The organism is Lutibacter sp. (genome assembly GCF_041596795.1).
GTDB lineage: Bacteria > Bacteroidota > Bacteroidia > Flavobacteriales > Flavobacteriaceae > Lutibacter.
Window position 1 is genome coordinate 1 of sequence record NZ_JBFHHX010000230.1, and the last position, 3349, is coordinate 3349.

Sequence of the window (3349 nt, forward strand, 5' to 3'; positions counted from 1 at the left end):
GATATCTGTGGAAAATACAAACCAAAACTCAACCAATTTAAATAAGTACATTAGTAGCACCGGAATTTGCTCACGTAGAGAGGCTGAAAAACTAATTGTTGATGGAAAAGTTACCATTAATGGAAAACCAACGCAATTAGGTAACCGAGTTTTTGAAGGAGATATTGTTAAAATTAACGGGCAACCACTTATTGCTAAACCAAAAACACTGTACATTGCTTTTAATAAACCTGTTGGAATTGTAAGCACTACAGATTCTAAAGAACGTAAAAATATTGTAAAATATATTAATCATCCTGAAAGATTATTCCCTATTGGCAGATTGGATAAACCATCTGAAGGATTGATTTTTTTAACCAATGATGGTGATATAGTTAACAAAATTTTACGCGCAGGAAATAATCATGAAAAAGAATACATTGTTACCGTTAATAAACCTATAAATGATGATTTTATACAAAAAATGAGTAATGGAATTCCTATTTTAGGTACTGTAACCAAAAAATGTAAAGTCACTCTTATTAACGATTATACATTTAATATTGTGCTAACTCAAGGATTAAACCGACAAATACGAAGAATGTGCGAATATTTAAATTTTGATGTTACCAAATTACAACGTACCAGAATTATGAATGTTAAACTTGGTAATTTAAAAATTGGTGATTGGCGAGAATTATCTTCTCATGAAATGGATATTATTAATAAAATGGTTGCCGACTCTACAAAAACAGAAGAAGCATCAACAGACATTCATAAAAAACAATTTACTCAAAAAAAGAAACCAACTTACAAATCTAAATTTGGAAGAAAAAGATAATTATCTAAATGTCTCATTTCAATTTCTAATAAGTATAATCAAAAAAAATAAATGCACGTTTTTTATAAAAATTAAACTACGTACCATTATAAATTAAATTTTTCTTAAACAAAATCGATTCTGTATCTTTGCCGACTATGCAATTTGAATTAAAAACAACCGATGCTCAAAGCAAGGCAAGAGCAGGAATTATAACTACAGACCACGGCACAATAGAAACACCTATTTTTATGCCTGTTGGAACAGTTGGTACAGTAAAAGGTGTACATCAAAGCGAATTAAAAAATGAAATAAATCCTGATATTATTTTAGGAAATACTTACCATTTATATTTACGTCCACAAACAAAAATATTAGAGCAAGCTGGAGGTTTGCATAAATTTATGAATTGGGACAGAAATATTTTAACCGATAGCGGTGGTTACCAAGTATATTCATTATCCGAAAGAAGAAAAATAAACGAAGAAGGCGTAAAATTTAAAAGTCATATAGATGGCTCTTACCATACATTTACACCAGAAAACGTAATGGAAATTCAACGTTCTATTGGAGCTGATATTATTATGGCTTTTGATGAATGTACACCATATCCTTGTGATTATAATTATGCAAAAAGATCTATGCATATGACGCACAGATGGTTAAATAGATGTATAACACATTTAGAAAAAACACCATTTAAGTACGATTATAGTCAAGCATTTTTTCCAATTGTACAAGGTAGTACTTATAAAGATTTAAGACAACAGTCTGCAGAATTTATTGCAGGAGTTGGAGCTGAAGGTAATGCAATTGGTGGACTATCAGTTGGTGAACCTGCAGAAGAAATGTATGCAATGACAGAAATTGTTACAGCAATTTTACCACAAGATAAACCACGTTATTTAATGGGAGTTGGAACTCCAACAAACATATTAGAAAATATTGCCTTAGGTATTGATATGTTTGATTGTGTTATGCCAACCAGAAACGCAAGAAACGGAATGCTTTTTACGGCTAATGGTTCTATAAACATTAAAAATAAAAAGTGGGAAAACGACTTTTCTCCTATTGATGAAATGGGAATTACGTTTGTAGATACTATGTATTCAAAAGCATATTTACGTCATTTATTTATATCAAAAGAATTATTAGGTAAACAAATTGCTTCTATTCATAATTTAGGATTTTATTTATGGTTGGTTCGTGAAGCTAGAAAACATATATTAGCCGGAGATTTTACCGAGTGGAAAAACCGTATGGTAAAGCAATTAGACCAAAGATTATAAAATAAAAAAGCAACATTGAGAATATTAGATAAATATATATTAAAAAAATTCTTAAGCAGTTTTGCTTTAATTTTAATGTTGTTATTGCCTATTGCAATAGCAATTGATGTATCCGAAAAAATTGATAAATTTTTAAGGCATACTAACTTATCTTTCAATGAAATTTTAAATGATTATTACCTAAATTTTATAGTAATTTTTGGAAATACATTTATGCCTTTGGCGTTGTTTATTGCAGTAATCTTTTTTACATCAAAAATATCTGGAAATACAGAGGTTATTGCTATTCATTCAGCAAAAATATCTTTTACAAGATTTTTATATCCTTACTTTATTGGCGCATCTATAGTGGCATTTATAGGTTTATCTATGAATCATTTTATTGTGCCAGAAAGTAATAAAACCTTTGGCGCATTTAACAATGCATACTTAAAAAAGAAAGATTATAATGCTGATATTTTAAACGATGTTAATTTACAACTTGGTCCTAACGATTACATTTATGTAAAAACCTGGGCTGTGCAAAGAAAACAAGGCTATAAATTTGCTTATGAAAAATTTGAAGGTAATAAATTAAAATACAAACTACTAGCAGAAAGTATTCGATGGAACGAAACCGACACTACTTTTAAATTAACAAATTATCAAAAAAGAATTATTCTTAACGATAGAGATTCTATAGCCTCAGGTGTAATTTTAGATACAATTTTAACTTTCTCTCCAGATGATTTAGTTAATGTTGATGATTTGGCGAAAGAAATGAATTCTATTGAGTTATATAAATTTATTAAACAATCTAAAGCTAGAGGAATTAGTAATTTAAATACCTATTTAGTAGAATTTCACAAACGAACTAGTTTGCCAATAGCCTCGTACATTTTAACATTTATAGCCGTTGCTTTAGCTGCAAAAAAACGAAGAGGTGGTTTAGGAATTAACTTAGCAATAGGAATTACTTTAATGTTTGTATACGTATTTTTATTAAAAATAGCTGAAGTTTTAGGTGCTGGAGCAGAAACTAATGCCTTTGTAATGGTATGGTTACCCAACATATTTTTTGGAGCACTAGCAATTTACCTATATATAAGAAATGCCAAAAACTAATTTAAAAAATTACCTTCACTTACACTTATTAGTGTTTATTTGGGGTTTTACCGCAATTTTAGGAGCGCTTATTAGCCTAGATGCAATTCCATTAGTATGGTATAGAATGTCTATAGCCGTACTTTTTGTATTTATATATTTTCTTTTAACTAAAAAA

General features: G+C 29.1%; 3 protein-coding genes and 1 pseudogene. All 4 read left to right on the forward strand.

What is annotated here, in order from left to right; genetic code table 11:
• Positions 1 to 7: 7 nt before the first annotated feature.
• Positions 8 to 820 (forward strand): 23S rRNA pseudouridine(2604) synthase RluF, encoded by an 813-nt coding sequence (rluF, locus tag ABY298_RS15610; RefSeq protein ID WP_372746980.1) that lies wholly within the window; start codon positions 8 to 10, stop codon positions 818 to 820.
• 137 nt (positions 821 to 957) lie between these two features.
• On the forward strand, positions 958 to 2088 hold the full coding sequence (tgt, locus tag ABY298_RS15615; protein WP_372746978.1) for a tRNA guanosine(34) transglycosylase Tgt: 1131 nt from the start codon (positions 958 to 960) through the stop codon (positions 2086 to 2088).
• Between the two features lie 15 nt (positions 2089 to 2103).
• Positions 2104 to 3192 (forward strand): LptF/LptG family permease, encoded by a 1089-nt coding sequence (locus ABY298_RS15620; RefSeq protein WP_372746979.1) that lies wholly within the window; start codon positions 2104 to 2106, stop codon positions 3190 to 3192.
• Positions 3179 to 3349, forward strand: a pseudogene (locus ABY298_RS15625) (EamA family transporter); the annotation flags it as partial. The gene ABY298_RS15620 and the pseudogene ABY298_RS15625, both read left to right, overlap by 14 nt.

Coding starts and splice junctions, on each gene's coding strand:
- tgt (WP_372746978.1), top strand. CDS start 958: ATGCAATTTGAATTAAAAACAACCGATGCTCAAAGCAAGGCAAGAGCA.